Below are 16,507 nucleotides of genomic sequence, written 5' to 3'. Positions count from 1 at the left end.
ATTTATACCCCCATAAGATTCTTATTTTTCATCCAATAAAATTCTTCTAATACATTGCTTACTTCTCTAACTGCGTCTTTCTCTGCTCCTTCTTGTAGCAGCCTGATAAAATCAGGTCTCTCTACAAGCATCTTACTAAGATGACTTATTGTTTCTATCGCATGCTCACTACTTTTTTCTGGTGCTATCATAATAATCCCTAGTGTAACTTCTTCTTTTTGTCCTTTTCCATTCATTGCATAAATTTGTTTTGCATTCTGCACTACACCAAAGTGTAGTTTTTTCACTGCTTCTGTCCGGCAATGAAGTAGGACAAAGCCATGTCCTGTAATAAAAGTGCCACCCTTTTCTTCTCTGTCTTGTAAAGCAGCAGCTAACTGGCTTACCATTTCATCATTTGTGCCTAATAAGGAACTTACCCCCTGAATCATTTCTTCTATCGTTTTCGATTCATAGTCTTTAATTAGGAAAAAATGTTCTAGAATTTCAAGAATTGCTGCGGCATATTGTTGCAGTACATGCAGCTTATCTTCAAATCTAATTCCATCAACATTTTTACTAGGATAATACTCCACCTTATTGATTAGCAATTTCATTTGGCTGTTAATTCTATTTTTATCTTCTTCAAAGAGTAACGGATTGACAGTTACTACTGGAATAGAACAATAATCAATCGAAACCGTTGAAATAATGAAGTCAATTTTTTTCTCTCTTAGCCTTGTTTCTTCAATGTGAATAGTAGAAATAATCTCTACTATTTGAATGTTGTCGTACTCCTTTTCTATCTTTGTTGCCAGTAATCTAGACGTCCCCATACCAGTTGAGCAAGCAATGGCACAACGGTATACAGGTTTTGGCAACCTTTTACCCGTTTCGATAGCTGCTCCTAGGTGCATTGCGATATAAGCAATCTCAGAGTCAGGCATAATAATATTTAATTGTTTTTCAACAACGACAGCACATTTTCTACTAATGGCAACTAATTCAGGATAGAACTTTTTAATTTCTTCCAAAAAAGGATTTCGAATATCTAAGTTCATTTTTAATCGACTAATTGCTGGCCCCAAGTGATTTACTAAACCGACAAGTAAATTTTCATTTTGGACTAATAAACGCCCTGTTTCTCTTTCCGCAATTTTAATGATTTCTTTTGAGATCTTAACCAATTCAAAATTACCGACAACCTTGCTACTATCTTTTATATAATCATTCCGGTTTTTTGAACCTCTAATATGCATTGTAATATAGCCAATTTCAGATTCTGGGATATTAATGCCAAAATTTTTTGCGATACTAGCTACCATATCTGTTGCCACCAAGTACTCAGGATATCTTTTTAATTCTTGCAAAAACTCTTGATCAATTGTAATTTCTTCATTTTTTCTGATTCTTTGCACAGCAAGCGCTAAATGAACAATTAACCCTACATAAGCACTGTCCGCTAGCTTATGCTCCATTTTTTCTTCTGCTTCATGTATCGACGATTCTAATTTATGAATCACTTCTTTATCAATTAGGTTTAGTAATCTTCTACGAGTTTTTGTTTCAATATCCGTTGCTTGATTCGTCGATTTCACTAAGCTATTTCGTATAACTCCTAGTAATTGATCTTCTTCGATATTCTCATAAATAAAATGCACCATAGCTTTTCGAATATTAGTTTCGGGGCCTTCAATATAAACCCCTAAACCAGGTTTTCTGACCAACGTAATTCCTTGTTTTTTAAACCACTGTTCTACCTTATCTAAATCGTTACTAATTGTTCCTTCGGTTACTTTTAATATTTTAGTAAAATTATATAACTTAACTGATTCTTGATTCTGCAATAATTCACTAACAATCACGATTTGTCTTTCTTTTGGAGAATATAAACTCTCTTCTTTTTCCCCTTTTAGAATCTCAAGAATCATTGTCTTTCTATCGTGACTACCATTTACCTTAATACCTGCCCCTGTCTTTTTACTCAGACTACATCCTTTAGAAATAAGCCAATCTTCCACTTCTTGTAATTCTCTTAAAATTGTTTTTGCACTCACACCTAATTCTTTGGCAATGGCAGAAATCGTTACATACTTATCTTCTGCACAAATTCTAAGCAAGATTTTTTTCATCCGTGAATTCATTTTATTATCTTGCATAAAATCCCTCCATACCCTTACCTTATTGCTATTATACTGTCTCTATTTTTAAAACTATCAGGTAAACTAAGAGCAAGTAGCCTCAGTTTACCTGATGTAATCATTTACCCATACTAACGTAATCGGCTAACCAGTTCATCATATTTAGGACTCGTTAGAAAATTACTAATGGAAATATGCTCTGCATGTGCAGCAATCGTTTTTGCTCTTTCTGTTAAACTTTCATGGGTAATAACAATTTCAGCATCTGCAGGAATGGCCTCAATTGCACAATTCACTACTTCGATTTTGAGACCCGCTTTTTGAAATTTATTACGCAAGGTTGTTGCCCCCATAGCGCTTGACCCCATCCCCGCATCACAAGCAAAAATTACTTTCTTAACTGTTTTTTTCACTGGGCTGCCCTTGAGCTCTTTTACACTTTCTCTTGCTTCCTCTAATTGAGAATCATCCTGTTTTGCACTGGCTTGTTTGACAAATACAGAAGCAATTAAAAAGGATACAACTGTTGATACCAGTACCCCAGTAAGTACTGAAAAATAACCGCCTTTTGGTATCATAGCTAGCACTGCGAAGATACTACCGGGAGAAGGACTTGCTACTAAACCAGCACCTAATAAATTAAAAGTAAATACGCCGCTTGCGCCCCCGCCAATAACTGCGAGCAACAGAAGTGGATTCATTAATACATAAGGAAAATAAATTTCATGGATACCACCCAAGAAGTGAATAATCACAGCTCCTGGTGCCGATTGTTTGATCATTCCTTTGGAAAATACCCAATAAGCGAGTAAGATTCCGAGACCAGGACCAGGATTGGCTTCTAACAAGAAGAATATGGATTTTCCCACTTCTTTGGCTTGTTGTATACCAATTGGACTTAAGATACCATGATTCATAGCATTATTTAAAAATAATATTTTACCTGGTTCAATAAACAAGGAGACGAAAGGCAATAAGCCTGCATTTACAATGCTTTCTACCCCGTTTTTAAGAAATACATTTAAGGATACAACCACGGGTCCAATTCCTGTATAAGCTAATAATGCCAGTAATGCGCCAAGGATACCTGCTGAAAAGTTATTAATTAACATTTCAAAGCCAGCTGGTACTTTTCCTTCTATCGTTTCATCGAACTTCTTGATTACATAGCCACCAAGAGGCCCCATAATCATGGCACCAATGAACATAGGGATATCTACCCCAACTATCACACCAATCGTTGCAATTGCACCAAGAACACCGCCCCGACTATCTGCTACCATTTTACCGCCGGTGTAGCCGATCAAAAGAGGAAGCAAGTAGATAATCATTGGCCCAACCAGCTTGCTTAAATATTCATTTGGCACCCAGCCAGTAGGAATAAAAAGTGCTGTTATTAAGCCCCATGCGATAAAGGCTCCGATATTGGGCATTACCATGCCACTTAAAAATCTGCCAAATTTCTGAATGTTTTTTTGGCTTGTACTCGTGGTGCCTGTTTGAGTATTCAGTTGAATAGTTGACATCAAATATTAACCTCCCTCATTTTTTTCACCGCAAATCGCCAAGTTTTTTCTGCAGAAATATTCTCTCTATTCCGGTAATGTCATTATAAGTCCTTTTATACAAACCTTCAATTCAAAGATATATGCATAAGTCCATAGTGATTAGTGACAAAATTAAAGATCCAAGTATACGACATATTTTATCCCTACTTGAATCTCTCATTCTATCCTATAAACTTTTTAATCTATTTATCTAGCGACATCATACACTTTTTGAACTACACTCTGAGGGGTAATGCTGTTCATACAACTTGCCTCCCCCTTAGGGCACCTTTGCTTATGACAATAATTGCAGGACAGTTGACTAGAAACGATTGCATTTTGCTCACCTAGGGGTGCATATGTAGATGGATCTGTTGGTCCAAATATCCCTACGGTTGGTACTCCAAGTGCCCCTGCCATATGAAGAGGTCCTGTATCTCCTGCTACTAGGACGGAAGCTTGCTCGATTAAAGCTGCCATCTCCAGTAAACCTGTTTGGCCAATCGCATTCACAACTTTTACACCTGCTTGGCCCTCAATATCTTTGCCGATATTCAATTCTCCCTTGCCACCGCACATAATAATTCTAAAATCCTTTGCTAGAAGTTTCACAGCTTCTATAAAAAAAGCTGGCGGCCAATTTTTTGTGGGCCAAGTCGTTCCGATAATTAATATTACAATTTTTTCATGTGCAAGCACAGCATGATCCGACAAAAACCTTTTGGCAAATGCCTTAGCGTCTTCTGGTATACTAAGGCTCATCCTATGATCCACTGATTGGATTCCCAAACAAGATAGAACACCAAGATACTTATCTGTAATATGTTTGCCTAGCGATTTGCCCGTCTTAGTCATAAAATGAGGGTTTAATTCTCTTGCATCCCTCATACCAATACGTCTTGTTGTTTTTACCTCTCTCATTATCATCCCGGTTAAAAATAAGCCATGTATATCAAGAGCCGCATAAAATTCTTTTTTTTGTAATTTACTTCTTAATTCACGCCACATCTCAGAAGCTTCCTTAAACTGGAATGCTTTTAACTTCTTTTCAAACTTTTCCCTAGACCAAACTATAATTTCATCTATGTAAGGATTCTCTCTCAAAAGATCCGCTGAAACCTCCCCAACAAGCCAGGTGATTCTACAATCTGGCCAAGCTGCTTTCAAAGATCTTGCCACTGGCGTACAATGTATGACATCGCCAATAGAGCTTAATCGAATAATTAATATTTCCTTGGACACAAAAATACCTACCTTTGTCTAATGTTATAGAAAAAATAACCTATTTTATTATTGTACCTTTTTTCGCCAAAAAAATCCTGTTTTTTCCTTCTATTAAGTAAAGATAAGACTTAGATGAAGCTTACCTTCATAAAGTTGATCCTGATTATGTATCCCATACACCATAACTCCATCTAATAAAGCATAAATTACACCTAGTCCTTTATTATGTACGATAAGAAAAGACTTGGCTTGTGCCAAGTCCTCAGACGCAGGTAGAAGCCGTAGTCGTTCTTACTTGGAATCAAGAAAGTGTTATACTTTCTGATTCCGTAAAAAAATCGCTGACCACTTAGCTATCAATAGCCTGTAGTTAGCGATTTTTCTATTATAGCTGCCATACCTCTCCTTAACTTAAAATTGCCTGCTCTGTCTCCTTATTAAATAGGTATATTTTATCTGTATCGATTGCTATCTTAATATGTTCCCCAGCCTTGGCAGTGGTTTTAGGAGTAACACGTGCTACAAAATCACTATCCTCCACCTTCATAAAGAGATAGGTTTCAGCTCCCATAAGCTCTGCAACTTCAATAGAAGCATCAATTATGCTATTGCTAAACTCTTCAAGACATTCTATATTGTCATATAAGTCTTCGGGGCGTATCCCCATAATAACTTCTTTGCCTATGTACTTTGTAAGTTTTAAGCTGTCCCCCTTACGCTCTGGCAATTTTATGCTGTTTTTGCCAAAAGTAAGATATACACCTGTCGATTTGTTCTCGATCTCAACCTTGACAAAATTCATCTGAGGACTACCAATAAATCCCGCAACAAATAAGTTGACGGGATTAGTATAAAGGGTCTGGGGAGAATCTACCTGCTGTACCAGTCCATCTTTCATCACTACGATACAAGTCCCCATAGTCATGGCTTCTCGTTGATCATGGGTCACGTATACAAAGGTAGTTTGTAGCCTCTTATGTAATTTACTAATCTCAGTACGCATTTGGTCACGAAGATTGGCATCTAAATTGGATAATGGCTCATCCATTAAAAATACCTTAGGATCTCTGACAATCGCCCGCCCTAAGGCTACACGTTGTCGCTGTCCACCAGATAATGCCTTGGGCTTTCGATCAAGAAGATGGGTAATGTCAAGAATCTTTGCAGCCTCCATAACCCGTTGTTTCATTTCTTCTTGCGGCATTTTGCGAATTTTTAAACCAAATACCATGTTCTCGTAGACTGTCATATGAGGATATAAAGCATAATTCTGGAATACCATTGCAATATCCCTATCTTTAGGAGGTACCTCATTTACCAGCTTTCCATCTATATAGAGTTCACCCTCTGATATATCTTCAAGTCCCGCAATCATTCGTAGAGTGGTAGATTTACCACACCCAGACGGGCCTACTAAGACCAAAAACTCACGATCAGGGATTTCTAAATTAAAATCCTCTACAGCAGTAACGTTACCAGGATATCGTTTATAAATATTTTTCAATTGTAAACTCGCCATGTGCATTACTCCCTTTTATAAATTTTCCCTTGCTACCAAGCAGGTAGACCTACACCTCTTCCAAAGTAGTGCTTTTGCATATCGCCTTATATTCGACTGGAGTCCTACCCGTCATGACTTTAAAGACCTTAAAAAAATAAGTATAATTATTAAATCCTGCCATCTTTACGATCTCTTTTAGTTTTATATCTGTGCGCTCCATTAAATACTTTGCCTGAGTTACTCTTATGTTGTTCAAATACTCGGTAAATCCAGTGCCGCAATCCTCCTTAAAGGTCCGGCTTAAGTAAGAACTGTTAACACCAATCTCTTGGGCTGCCTGATATAAAGATACATCCTGTGTATAATTTCGTCGTATGTATTGTATGGCTTTTCTCGTAGACTCTGTATAACTTTCACTATCATCTGCACTTAAAAGTAGATTGATGAGTCTTTCGTATACACCACCAATCCATTTTTTCACATCCATAATCGTTTCCTGTTTTTTCATCTCATCATAAGGTATATCTTTATTACTATATATTTCTTTCACATCAATGGAAGATTCCCTTGCAATGCGATTGGCAATACCGATAAGTTCAATGCAAATCATTTGAATTGCTTTATAACTGACTTTGAGTGTTATTATCTTATCAAAAACAACAGTAAGATAGTGGGTAACACTTTTGGTATTCCCTGCCTTAATGGCCATCATAATCAATTTTTCATCCTTTACATCAAGATTAAAAAAATCAATCCCACTGCCAAGGTGAGATGATTCTCGGAAAATTTGATCTTGCCCCGCGATTATCTTCTCACTTAATGTTTCATTAATTTCTTTATAAAGTTTGCTGATATCTCTTATATTGTGAAATAAACGACTGAGACTAAAGCATGCTGTAATGTTTAGGTAACGTTTAAAACTATCTCGTATCCGCTTAACCGTTGTCGCTACATGGTTATCGATATATAACTCACTGCGGATTGTTCCAAAATGAAAAATAATAACAAATTTACCCTCATCAATAAAAGACATGATTCCATTTCCCATATCCTGCAATATATCTTCCATTACATCTTTAACGGATGATATAAATCGACTCATCTCCTCCTGAGTGAAACGTTTTTTTAAAAATTGAAGGTCATCAATTGCTACCACCACTAATAGTAAGTGGCTCACGTCAATCGGTAACTCCAATTCTTTTACTGTTTTGCTGATGAGCTGTCTATCATACATACTACCTACTACTAACCGCTTTATAAAATCCTGTCGTAAAATTTCCCTACTTTGTACTAATTGCTTCATAACTTTATGCTCGCGATTAATTTTTTCACTTGCTATTCTCAAAACTTTTAGTAAGGTTACACTATCTAATTTGTGTTTTAAAAGGTAATCGACTGCTCCATTTTTGAGGCTTTCTTTTACATAATCAAAATCTTCATAACCGCTAAGAGCAATGCTCTTTATGTCAGGATAATGTACGCTAAGGTAGGAAATAAGAGCAACTCCATCCATCAAGGGCATAAACATATCGGTAATCACTATGTCAGGTGTGCTAGCCTCAATGACTGCTATTGCGTTTTGGCCATTGTTAGCTTCACCACATAGGACAAAACCATATTTCTCCCAATCTATCATTGTTTTGAAATTACTTCTGGCTGTAAAATCATCATCAACAATTACTATCTTAAGCATACCTGTTCACTTCCTTATTTAAGCGCTGGTATTGTAATCTCAACCGTTGTGTAAAGACCTTGGACACTTTCAATGGAGAGGCCATACTGAGTACCGAAGTACATTTTTATCCTTTCACTAGCGTTGACAATACCGATTCCATTTACCCGCATAGCGTCACCCTCCTGCTCCCTTTGCAAGATAACTTCTAACTCATCTTCGGACATACCAACTCCATTATCCGTTATCGTAATTTTGATATCTTTGTCATAGAAAAAGCCTTTAATTACCACCATTCCCTGTCCATCCATTGGCCCGATACCATGAATCAGTGCATTTTCTACCACAGGCTGCAAAAGAAGCCTCGGGATTTTGCATGCTAAAATTTCTGGTTCAATATCATAACTCACTTTAAATTTATTCAGATACCGATATTCTTGAATATTTATGTAATTCGTAATGTATTCCAATTCTTTCTCAATTGTGATAAGGTCATCCCCCTTCCCCATGGTCATGTGAAACAATTGAATTAGAGAAGTGGTAAGACTCTCAATATTGTTAGCCTTTTGTGCTTTTGCCAAAAATTTCACTGTATTTAGCGTATTGGAAAGAAAGTGAGGATTAATTTGGGCTTGCAAAGCCTTTAACTCTGCTAACCTTTTTTGATTTTCTTGATTTTTTATATTGTCCATTAGGCTTTTAATCTCAATGAGCATGTTATTAAAATTTTGAGTAACCTCACCGATTTCATCATTATATTGATCCTGAACAATTACCGATAGATTTCCTTCTTGTACCTGCTTCATTCCTTTGCGCAGCTTATTAAGGGGCGCAAGGATACTGGAAGAAAAAAGATAAGCCAGTAGTACCGCTATGATAAAGCAAATGACGGCTATAACAATAGCACCGGCATAGATCTTTTGAGAATCAGAATTGATATAGGAAAAGGGGATTGTACTTACTACAAACCAGTCAACTCCTTCTACTGGAGCGAAAGACACAAGATATTTTCCGCCTTCAATTTCTAATGAAAAAACATGCTGACCGACTTCAAAATTCTCTTTTATTTTCCCTATCATCTTTGCATCAAAATAAGGTTTTGTTATTGGTATGTGAGGGCTACGGCTGGATATTACCCTTCCCGTCTTATCCAAAACAAAAATTTCGGCCCCTTGACCAATATCAATGTCTTTATAAATATTTGACAAGTATCTTTCATTGGTACGAATCATAAGATAGCCAATACGATCTCCCTCGGACAAAGATCGAACGGCACGTCCAAGTAAGACACCATTACTTTTACTTAGTTGCTCCGCACTTGTAGCATGTTTGACTAAATGGTATTCATTTTCCGTATTAATGGGCACCCATACCACACCGCCATCTTTTTCATGAAGCTGGCTAAGATAATTCTTAAGATAATCCTGTTTCAGATTAAAAGAAAATCCAGCATCACCATAGGCATTTATTTTTTTCCCATCTCTTGTATAGAGTAATACATCGGAAACATCATGGAGAAAGGAAAATTTTTTTACATTGTTTTCTCTCATAATATAGATTGCACGCTCAATTTCCCATTCTCCCATTTGCTCATAATGGACAAGAGTGTTTTGCACTACATCAGAAAATCCAATCTCCACGCTATCGTTTTCTAGTCTATCTAACTCCCTTTTTATATTTTCGCTTACTTGACCCATAACTTGTAAGGAATAGGTACTAATTTTTTCTTTTAAAGCATCACTGGAATCCTTATAAACCAAAATAACAGTGATTAATAAAGGAATAACTGAAAGTACGGTAAACAATAGTACTAATCTAGTTCTTATTTTAAAATTCCGAAAAATCTTTGCCATTATAGCCATCCTTTGACGGCAATATTACTTAAGAAAGTTTTTCTATGATTCATCTCTGTTCTCCCATTTTTCTGCCACTTCAGGGCAATACAATTTATTAATTTTGGGATATTTTACCACACCCAATATCTGTAATTGTATCACAGTGGCAAACAAAATGTTTACTCTGTCTTTACTACTTCGGGAATACTCGCAAAATGGAATACATTCCAAGAAAGCTTTGGCAATATTGTTGTAAAGCTTTGATTACCAGTTACAATCGTTGCGGATCTTGGAATGACAGTATCAGGCTTATCAAATGTATTTTTAGCAAACAAATCAGGACCATCCATAATAATATGCTCTGTCATTTTAACACTGCCAAAGGAACGTAAGTCGATAAAAAATTGTGCATCCTCTTGCATATCACAATTTAAAGCAAATAAGGTGATCCTTCCTTCTTCTTTATGATAGATGGCAGCAGTTTGCACTGTGGGGACTTCTCCATACAGGGGCGTTGAAAATTTTTCCGATTGGGTTAAGGTTTTGAGGGCTGTTCCTCTGCCATAAAGAGATACTTGTTGGAAAGGATAATAGATAGACTGTTTTAAAACCCGCCCGTCTTTTTCGGTAAAGATAGGGGCAATAACATTGACCAATTGGGCCAAACATGCCATTCTCACCCTGTCACAATTATTTAATAGGGTACACAGCATACCACCAAATACTAAAGCATCTAACAAAGAATATTGATCCTCAAGAATGGCAGGTGCCTCCGTCCAAGGAAAACGTGTCTGTCTTTTGATATACCACACATTCCACTCATCAAAAGACAGTTTCATGACTTTTTTACTTCTTACCTTGGCTTTCACATAATCAGCAGTAGCTGCTACTGTTTTTATAAAGTCATTCATATCGGCAAAGGAAGCTAAGAAGTCTTCTATGCAGCCTTCATTTTCATAATATCGGTGAAGAGATATATAATCTACCTGTTCATAAGTATGTTCTAATACAATTCTGTCCCACTCCGGGTAGGTCGGCATCCATGGGGAGGCACTACCACAAGCTACAAGTTCGATAGAAGGGTCAATCCACTTCATAATTTTGGCTGCTTCACGAGCCTTTTTACCGTAATCTTCCGCAGTAAGCCCACAAGTCTGCCAAGGTCCGTCCATCTCGTTGCCAAGGCACCAAACTTTTATATTGTGTGGCTCCTTATGACCATTTTTTATCCTTAGATCACTCCAGTAGGTACCTGCTGGGTGATTACAATATTCCATCATATATCCAGCATCTTGGGGTGCGCCAGTACCTAGATTGACAGCTGCCATTGGCTCTGTACCAACTTTTTTACACCAATCCACAAATTCATCAATGCCAATCTTATTGGATTCAATGGATAACCAAGCATAATCTAATCTCTTAGGACGATCCTTTACCGGGCCTATACCATCTGTCCAATTGTATCCTGAAACAAAGTTCCCACCAGGATAGCGCACAACTGGTACAGCAAGGTCATCTACCAATTCCATAACATCTTGCCGAAAGCCTTGCTCATCGGCCGTCTTATGGGATGGTTCATAGATGCCAGAATATACAGCTCTCCCCAAATGCTCAATAAAAGAACCATATAATTTCGGATCAATTTCGGCGATGCTATAATCCTTATCGATAATACACTTTGCTGTTTTCATTTTCTACCTCCATAATCTTGTCGATCTAACCCTTTACGCCACCTACAGTAAGTCCTGAAATAAAAGCTTTCTGATTAATAATAAATAAAAGAATAATAGGGATAACTGACATAACAGCACCAGGAAATAACATATCGTAATTATTTCCATAAGGTGTAATTAAGGATTGCAGTCCTATGGGTAGAGTTAACATGTCGTTTGATCGAAGCACAATCAAGGGCCATACAAAACCATTCCAGCTAAACATAGCCTGTAAAATTCCCATGGCACCGAAGGCTGGCAACATGAGGGGCATCATGATTTGAAAAAAAATTCTAAATTCCCCGCAACCATCTATCCTGCCTGCATCCAACAGTTCTTTGGGTAATGACTCGGCATACTGGCGAAAAAAGAAGATGGACATAGGAGCCACTACAAAAGGCATAATTACCCCCATAAAGGTGTTAATCATTTCAATGCCGATCGCCAATTTATAAAGAGGTAATATTAAGATCTCTACTGGTATCATCATCACAACAAGTACAATCGTAAATATCAGATTCTTGCCTTTAAATTCATACATTGCTAACCCATATCCCACCATAGAAGTTACCAACAAAGAAAGTAAAGTATGAAGTACTGTGATAATAGCACTGTTGATATACCAAAGCGGATATATTCCATCTTTGCCCTCAAGTAACAGCCAATAATTATTCAGATTTAATGCTGTAAAATCAACGTGAAATGAGATCCCATTCCGAATCATCTCCGCTCCTGGCCGTAGGGAAGATATCAGTAAAAAGAAAAAAGGTGCAAGACAGAATATGGCAAATACCGTTAAAACTAAGAAGATCAAAAGTGATGCGGCCTTACTCCCAGCTTTCGATTTCAAATCATGTACCCTCCTTTTTAAAGAATCCGCTGGAGAAAAGTTGCAGTAGATTTACCGCCATGACGATAGCAAACAATGCAATACCGATAGCCGAACCAAATCCTAGATTATTATTATTAAAACCTTCCTGATAAATATAATTTACAATTGTCATACCAATTTCACCCGGCGAACGTGGCCCATTCCATAAAGCAAAGGATTCTGCAAACATAGAATAACCGCCATAAACACTGATTGTTACTACATACATAATCACCGGCTTTAAAGAGGGAAGAGTGATATGTAAAAACTGTTCAAACTCACTGGCACCATCAATGGCAGCTGCTTCATACAATTCTTCTGGTATACCTTGCAAGCCTGATAAAAAATATATGATGTTAACTCCCATCCACCGCCAAGTGCATAACAACACCATGACAAACATGCTGGCATCCGCATCCTGAAGCCATATGGTGGGCTTTATACCAAATACCCCTAACATAGAATTGACTAGTGTAGTCTGTTGTTCTCCAAAGGCAAGACGGAAAAAAAGTCCTGCTACGATGACAGAGGTAAGGGCTGGCATAAAAAAGGCGGACCGGAAGAAATTTTTCCCGATTGTAGTTTTCTTATTTAAAAAAATTGCCAGTACAAGAGGTAGAGGTACAAGCACAAGGATCGTCCAGAAAGTATAACGAGTCGTTAACCATACTGCATTTAAAAAATGGGGATTTAATAAGTTCTTGTAATTTTGGAAACCAATAAAGGTTACATCCTCAGGGCCGTCAATCCTCTGAAAACTCATAATCACAGTGGAGATAATGGGATACAAAAAAAACACTAAAAAAGATAGGATAAAGGGTAAAACAAATACATAGGGCGCTGTTTTTTGCGAGGAGAATATTTGTCTCAGTCGACTTCGTCTATTATAAGGTTTACCCAGACCAATTACTGATGGATCTGCCACCTTTACGCCTCCTTCACCTAGCAGTCTATAGTCTACCAAAGTACTATATTTAGTAAAAGATTCAACCAACGGAGGGGGTTGAATCTTTTACGTTCTCTTTATTTTGTCCTAAGCTCTTCAGCGGCCTCCTTAAGAGCTTGTTCAGGAGTCTGACTTTGTTCTTTTAAGACTTTAAAACAGATATTTTTTTGTAATAAGGTAATTGCATTGGGGAACTTTGCGCCAACATTGATAGAGCCAATATCACCAATAACGGCTTTTAACGTATTGAAAATATCCGTACCAAAGTAATCCGTATACTTATTGTCTGCTGACATAGCAGGATCTGTCCATGCATCACTTCTTATCGGATCAAAGCCTAAAAGTGACCATGTTTTGATACTGCCTTCTTTCGATAGTTTCGCTTCCGCTAAAAACTGCTTGGCAAGTTCTATGTTTTTTCCTTGGGTTGTAATCGCAGTTCCTGTACCGCCCATCCCTGCTGATTTCTTGCCACCAGGGAAGATTGGCATAGGGCGGATAACCATTTGACCTTTTAAATCAGGCATATACTGGACAAATCTTCCCATATACCACATGGGCATCCAAACAGAAGCAGCATTTCCTTTATTCATCCAAGCCCAGTATTCTTCTGAATGGTGGAAACCTCCAGGTGCTGGGACTGCAATCTTGTCTTTGTATAACATATCTTTGAGCATTTCTAAGGTTTTCTTATTGATTTCATTATCTAAAATAACTTCGCCATTTTTCCCTAATAAGTCGGAGCCTTGCATATTGATTAAGGGATAATAGGACCAGTGTTCTGTGGTTTCAAGGGTAGTCATCGGCTTTCCTGTCTTTTCAACAATCTTTTTACCAGCAGCAATGTAATCATCCCAAGTAACAATATCATTGATGTTTACGCCCGCTTGCTCAAAGAGTGCTTTGTTATAGTACATAACCTCAGCACCTACATGATAGTCAATACCGTAGTACTTACCATCCTTTGCATAGTTCTCCATTCTCCCCATAATTAACTTATCTTTTACAGGCTCTACCACATCATTAAGCTCTACTAAGCCTGGTTTGCTCCCCTTCAAAAAGTTAGCAAACTTGCTAATCTCAATATCTACTATGTCAGGAGCTCCTGTTCCTGATTGAAGCGCAATTAAAAGTTTATTGTGTTGTTCATCATAAGGATATACATCCGTTTTTAAAACAATCGGCTTATCTGGGTGATTCTTATTCCAGGTTACAACTGCATCATCCATAAAGCCTTTATGCAATTCCTGAAAGGTCCAAAAATTAAGAGTGGTAGGCTTTATATCACCTGTTTTTGCTGTGGACGTCTTTGCACCACAACCTGAGAGTATCATGGCCAACAATAATACAGTAGAAAATAAAATTGCCAAACTCTTTTTCACTATTGTCTCCCCCTTGTTATTTAACCAAAATATGGTTCCTCATTAAGTATAAGCGATCCAAAAGTCATTTAGCATTTAAATCATTTTACATTTCACTCAATTATTTTTATTTTCAGTCTATTTAATAATATCTAAATAAGAAAAGACTTGGCTTGTGCCAAGTCCTCAGACGCAGGCAGAAGCCTTAGTCGTTCTTACTTGGAATCAAGAAATTTTATACTTTCTGATTCCGTAAAAAAGACGCAAAAGAGTAAGCTGTTTACTCTTTTGCGTCTTTTACATAGCCTTATTTTTTGTCTTACATGACAACTTCTTGTTTTCTATATCTGATAGTCATAAACAGGTTTGGTACAACGCACTGCTTTTCCAGCCTGTCTATCCATAATTTCTCCCTTGGCAAGGGCTAGCTTACCATTGAGAAAAACATAATCAATTCCCTCAGGATAAGCATTAGGCAGTCCAAAGTCTGCCTTATCCGTAATAGTTTGCATATCAAATACTACAATATCCCCATCCATTCCTTCTCGCAGGCGGCCTTTTGTATTAAAGCCTAACGTCTCTGCTGGCAGTAATGTCGCCTTACGAACGGCCTCCATGATGGTTAATTCATAACGTTCTGCCACCATTTTTTTAAAATAACGGGGGAAACTGCCTGCAATTTGAGGATGTCCCTCACCAGGCAGATATGTCCCTGTATCTGTGGAGGGCATGGCATAAGGATGATGAAGGGCCATATAAATTTCCTCTTCAATGCCTGTAAACACCACTACTGCTGTATGGGGATAATGGGTACGAAGTTCCTGATAAATATCCATCGTCAAGCGTTCACCATTGTACTTACCCGTAATCACCAAAATATCCTCTAGTTTCCACCCGTTCAACTCCATATATTCTTCACTAAATAGTACCGCACCGATATGAGTTGCCCACTGGGTATACATACCACTGTCAAAACGTATATCCAGCCCATCGGCCCTTGCCCGATTAATGACTGCGAGAGCTTCATTCATGACACCTGTTCCATATTGGTAAACCAAATGAGATACCTGAATGCGGGCTCCCGTTTGGCGTGCAATCGAGATCACTTCCACTAGAGAATACATATCGATTCCTGTAATCATCCGTGTGTCCACAGCTACAATTCTTCCATACCTAGCAGCAATTTTGCTTAGATTAATAATTTCGGCGTTAGAGCTCCCTGGCGCATAGGCTAAACCTAAGGATAAACCGCAAGCTCCCTCCTCGAATGCTTTTTCAACTAGATATTCCATACGAGTTAACTGCTCAGATGTCGCAGGCACTAGAGGATCTGTTGCCCCCACCTCAGCCCTTAAACTAATAGAATGTCCAATAAGCTCTGCTTGATTGACGATAAAACCTTGCTTTTCTTGCGCTGCAAAGAAAGCATTTATATCCAAAGGACTCAATCCGCAGTTACCACCTACAGTAGTAGTAATTCCTTGGCGCAGGGAAAGTTCCCCACAATAATCATCCCAATCAATATGCCCATGAATATCAATAAAGCCTGGACAAACCATCTTACCATAAGCATCAAATTCTTGGACACCATGAATTTCTTCTTTAGTGATGGAGGCTATTTTCCCATTTTTCATGCCTATATTTCCATTGGTTCTGGTAAGGGATTCTGGGTCAATCAGAATCCCATTTTTAATTACTATATCAAACACGTATCGCCA

At 37.7% G+C, this 16,507-nt stretch carries 10 protein-coding genes and 1 pseudogene; all 11 read right to left on the bottom strand.

The features are described 5' to 3' along the window. Positions 1-2 precede the first annotated feature (2 nt). The 11 genes and pseudogenes from UFO1_RS04725 to UFO1_RS04675 all read right to left on the bottom strand — a co-directional run bounded on the left by UFO1_RS04725 (position 3) and on the right by UFO1_RS04675 (position 16,498). Complete coding sequence (locus UFO1_RS04725; protein WP_038668487.1) at positions 3-2,138, bottom strand: BglG family transcription antiterminator; 2,136 nt, start codon at positions 2,136-2,138, stop codon at positions 3-5. Positions 2,139-2,254: 116 nt separating this feature from the next. Next, positions 2,255-3,646, bottom strand: a pseudogene (locus UFO1_RS04720) (PTS mannitol transporter subunit IICB); the annotation flags it as partial. A 228-nt stretch (positions 3,647-3,874) separates the two neighbouring features. Then, positions 3,875-4,909, bottom strand: a complete 1,035-nt coding sequence (locus UFO1_RS04715; protein ID WP_038668481.1) for a glycosyltransferase family 9 protein — start codon at positions 4,907-4,909, stop codon at positions 3,875-3,877. 388 nt (positions 4,910-5,297) lie between these two features. Further along, complete coding sequence (locus UFO1_RS04710; RefSeq protein ID WP_038668479.1) at positions 5,298-6,410, bottom strand: ABC transporter ATP-binding protein; 1,113 nt, start codon at positions 6,408-6,410, stop codon at positions 5,298-5,300. 49 nt (positions 6,411-6,459) lie between these two features. After that, a complete protein-coding gene (locus UFO1_RS04705; RefSeq protein WP_038668477.1) occupies positions 6,460-8,085 on the bottom strand; it encodes a response regulator in 1,626 nt (541 codons plus the stop codon). A 14-nt stretch (positions 8,086-8,099) separates the two neighbouring features. Next, the gene (locus UFO1_RS04700) at positions 8,100-9,917 is read right to left on the bottom strand and encodes a sensor histidine kinase (protein ID WP_038674923.1); all 1,818 of its coding nucleotides are present in this window, start codon (positions 9,915-9,917) and stop codon (positions 8,100-8,102) included. A 161-nt stretch (positions 9,918-10,078) separates the two neighbouring features. After that, positions 10,079-11,590 carry an alpha-N-arabinofuranosidase gene (locus UFO1_RS04695; RefSeq protein ID WP_038668474.1) on the bottom strand — a complete coding sequence of 504 codons (1,512 nt, stop codon included), beginning with the start codon at positions 11,588-11,590 and terminating at the stop codon, positions 10,079-10,081. Positions 11,591-11,615: 25 nt separating this feature from the next. Continuing rightward, on the bottom strand, positions 11,616-12,461 hold the full coding sequence (locus tag UFO1_RS04690) for a carbohydrate ABC transporter permease (protein WP_038668472.1): 846 nt from the start codon (positions 12,459-12,461) through the stop codon (positions 11,616-11,618). A 1-nt stretch (position 12,462) separates the two neighbouring features. Next, positions 12,463-13,407: a carbohydrate ABC transporter permease gene (locus UFO1_RS04685; RefSeq protein WP_051788828.1), complete on the bottom strand. Its 945-nt coding sequence runs from the start codon at positions 13,405-13,407 to the stop codon at positions 12,463-12,465. A gap of 98 nt (positions 13,408-13,505) precedes the next feature. Next, positions 13,506-14,810 (bottom strand): ABC transporter substrate-binding protein, encoded by a 1,305-nt coding sequence (locus UFO1_RS04680; RefSeq protein WP_038668470.1) that lies wholly within the window; start codon positions 14,808-14,810, stop codon positions 13,506-13,508. A gap of 320 nt (positions 14,811-15,130) precedes the next feature. Next, positions 15,131-16,498 carry an amidohydrolase family protein gene (locus UFO1_RS04675; RefSeq protein ID WP_038668467.1) on the bottom strand — a complete coding sequence of 456 codons (1,368 nt, stop codon included), beginning with the start codon at positions 16,496-16,498 and terminating at the stop codon, positions 15,131-15,133. Positions 16,499-16,507: the final 9 nt, after the last annotated feature.

The sequence above is a fragment of the Pelosinus sp. UFO1 genome, assembly GCF_000725345.1.
GTDB lineage: Bacteria > Bacillota > Negativicutes > DSM-13327 > DSM-13327 > Pelosinus.
This window is presented reverse-complemented; position numbering and strand designations above follow the sequence as displayed.

What these genes read in the sequence shown, in the direction of transcription:
- UFO1_RS04725 (WP_038668487.1), bottom strand. Translation starts at nt 2,138, where the DNA reads ATGCAAGATAATAAAATGAATTCACGGATGAAAAAAATCTTGCTTAGA.
- UFO1_RS04710 (WP_038668479.1), bottom strand. Translation starts at nt 6,410, where the DNA reads ATGGCGAGTTTACAATTGAAAAATATTTATAAACGATATCCTGGTAAC.
- UFO1_RS04705 (WP_038668477.1), bottom strand. Translation starts at nt 8,085, where the DNA reads ATGCTTAAGATAGTAATTGTTGATGATGATTTTACAGCCAGAAGTAAT.
- UFO1_RS04700 (WP_038674923.1), bottom strand. Translation starts at nt 9,917, where the DNA reads ATGGCAAAGATTTTTCGGAATTTTAAAATAAGAACTAGATTAGTACTA.
- UFO1_RS04695 (WP_038668474.1), bottom strand. Translation starts at nt 11,590, where the DNA reads ATGAAAACAGCAAAGTGTATTATCGATAAGGATTATAGCATCGCCGAA.